A 2,594-nucleotide genomic window follows, 5' to 3' on the forward strand; every position below is an offset into this window, starting at 1 on the left:
TGCTGCGGTTGCTCTTACTTCCCACCTGGCCACTACTTCCTCTGGAACCTCATGTCCCAGTCTCCAGGTGTCCAGCATCACGGGGAAGCTTCAGGACGCCTTGGCGGCGTCGCGTTCCGTCTTGCGTGCGCAGTCCCGGCACAACGTTGCAGTCTTGTCTCTGACCGGATGGCCGCAGACGGTGCACACGCGTGAGCAGGTGATGCACCGGCCGGTGTCCTCCTGGAGGACACGTTGCTGGCCGCAGCGGGGGCAAGCCGCCCTGGCCGCCGCTTCCTTCTGCCGGGCCGTGCAGCGACAGCAGTACTGCCGGTCGATGAAGCCGACCGGGGCTCCGCAGCCGACGCAGTCGCTCTGTCTGACGCCCACGATGCCACCCCAGTCAGAGCGGTGGCATCGAACGGCCGCGGGCGGAGGCCGCCTTGGGCAGATCAGCGACGGGTCGCGGTGGGGCGGCAGGACGCTCGACGGGGGTGGTGTCGACCTCGAACAGGTCGTTGGGAGTGCATTCCAGCGCGGTGCACAACGCGATCAGGGTGGACATCTTCACCTGTGAGGGCTCCTTGGTGAACAGCGCGGACACCGACGCAGAGGACATCTGCAGGCCGGCACGTTCGGCCAGAAGCCGCTGCAGCTGGGTGCCGGTCCAGACCTCACGCTGGGCGGCGGCCATCCGCAGGCGCCATCGGATCTTCATGCGGGGCTGCCCTCCTCGGCGGTGAGTTCGCCCAGCGTGGTGGTCACCGCGCGGCGATACGCGTCCTCGATGAACGTCGCGGACGGCCGGACGTATCGCATGGTCGAGCTGACCGTCCAGTGACCGAGGAGCTGCTGGATCGCCACGAGGTCCACACCGCGTTCGTAGTTGTGGGTCGCGCAGGCCCGCCGCAGGGCATGCGGGCTGAACCGGTCGGCGGCCGGGCGTCCTTCGAGTTCCATCAGATAGCGCAGGCGGTTGCGGATCGTCCCGCGGTGCAGGCTGCCGCCGGACTCGTCCGCGAACAGCACCGGCGAGTCGGGGAACTTGCCCCGCACGTCGTCGATGAACCAGTGCAGGACGAGGTCAAGGCCGTCCAGCATGGGCACCCAGCGCGGCCTGGGGCCGGAAGTGCGGGCGCCTTGCCGAAACGTACGTGAAGTTTTCCGAACGGGCCCCGCGAGAAGTGGACGTCGGAACGCTCCAGCAAGGAGGCTTCTTCCGAGCGCAGGCCGGCGTGATACAGGGTCCGGAACATCGCATAGTCCCGGGCCGCGGGCCCGTACTTCCGGGCAGTGGCGATGCGGGCCTTGAGGAAATCGAAGAACTCCGCCACCCGTTCCGGGGTCGGCGGCGGCAGCTGAGCCGGGGAATCGTCCCCGACATGCCGTGAGGCGTTGAACTCGTCCACCGGGCAGACCAGACGGACACCGAACCCCGCTTCAATCTCAACAGCCTTGCGGACCTGCAGGAACCGGTGGAAGCCCTTGAAGATCTGCACATACTCGCGCCGGGTCGAAGCCGCCCGTCCAGCGAGGGCCAGGTCGCCGACGACGCGGTCGATGTCCTCCGGGGTGACGTCCCACGCGGGCCGGCCCAGCGCGTTCAGCGTCCGTTCCAGCAGGCCAATGTCGTTCTCGACCGTCACCGGACTGAACCCGCGGGCCCGCCACGAGGCAACGAACGCCTCGACACACTCGGCCTGGAACTCCCACGGATCGGCAGCCACCGGCTCCAGCAGGACGGCACCACCCTCGATCACCCGCAACTGGGATGTCACCGGCACACCTTCCTCGCACCTCACCGATCAAGGCAGCACCTGGAGAATCCGAGCACTACCATGAAGACCAACGAGGACCGCAGGAGATGGATACGGGCCGGTGGCAGCAGCAATCCTCGAAAAGGAACATGTGCCAGCCCCAGATGAATGGGGCCAGGTCTTCGGCGACGAAGTCCTCGCCACCGCCATCCTCGACCGTCTCCTCCACCACTGCGAAGTGATCTCCATCAACGGCAACAGCTACCGGCTCAAGAACCGCCTCAAGGCCATCGAGCGGGAGAACGACGTGGCCTGACTGATCGTTTCAGGGCGGGAGCCGACCGGTCACTTGTCCTCAAGTCGCTGGAAGACGCCGCCGAACTCATCGGCATCGAGCAGTCCCCTGATCACCTCGGTCATGCTGTTGATGCCGGGATCACGCACAATCAGGCCGTCCGAACACCAGAAATAGCGGCCCCCCAGAGCCTCACCGCTTCGAGACCACTCCTCCATCAGTCGCTCGACCTCGGCAACCGTGAACACGGTCGCACTCCACCGAGATCCATCCACCAGCCGGACCTCGACGTCGACATTGCACACCGCATCAAGATCCTCGTCAGGGCCGGGCAAGAACAATGCCTCAAAGTCCTCGGCGCGGACCCGATACCAGGGCTCGTCCCACCCACTCTCGACCGGTTCGGCCGATGCGCTGTGATTCATCGTGTGAGTGTCCCTGGTCGGGACGTCGCTCTCAACCGAGATCGGGTCTGTGTAGCGAACGGTGGAACTCAGTCGATTTTGTTCAGCGGCGTCCGGCGGTGAGCCGGCCGTCGAAGGTGATGTCGAAGGCTTGGAGCG

General features: G+C 66.1%; 3 protein-coding genes and 1 pseudogene. 1 reads left to right on the plus strand and 3 read right to left on the minus strand.

Annotated elements, in window-relative coordinates:
* Positions 1-382: 382 nt before the first annotated feature.
* Both ABZZ79_RS39600 and ABZZ79_RS39605 read right to left on the minus strand, forming a co-directional pair.
* Entirely contained in the window at positions 383-697 is a 315-nt protein-coding gene (locus tag ABZZ79_RS39600) for a helix-turn-helix transcriptional regulator (protein ID WP_319171778.1), read from the minus strand.
* Complete coding sequence (locus ABZZ79_RS39605) at positions 694-1,080, minus strand: site-specific integrase (protein WP_356697529.1); 387 nt, start codon at positions 1,078-1,080, stop codon at positions 694-696. The genes ABZZ79_RS39600 and ABZZ79_RS39605 overlap by 4 nt, the downstream gene beginning before the upstream one ends.
* An 822-nt stretch (positions 1,081-1,902) precedes the next feature.
* On the opposite strand from ABZZ79_RS39605, the pseudogene ABZZ79_RS39610 reads away from it, so the two are divergent.
* Positions 1,903-2,052 (plus strand): annotated as a pseudogene (locus ABZZ79_RS39610) (ATP-binding protein); the annotation flags it as partial.
* A 29-nt stretch (positions 2,053-2,081) separates the two neighbouring features.
* On the opposite strand, the gene ABZZ79_RS39615 reads toward ABZZ79_RS39610, so the two are convergent.
* Positions 2,082-2,456, minus strand: coding sequence for a hypothetical protein (locus ABZZ79_RS39615; RefSeq protein WP_356697531.1), 375 nt, complete (start codon positions 2,454-2,456; stop codon positions 2,082-2,084).
* Positions 2,457-2,594 lie beyond the last annotated feature (138 nt).

It is taken from the genome of Streptomyces sp. NPDC006458 (assembly GCF_040612135.1).
Taxonomy (GTDB): domain Bacteria; phylum Actinomycetota; class Actinomycetes; order Streptomycetales; family Streptomycetaceae; genus Streptomyces.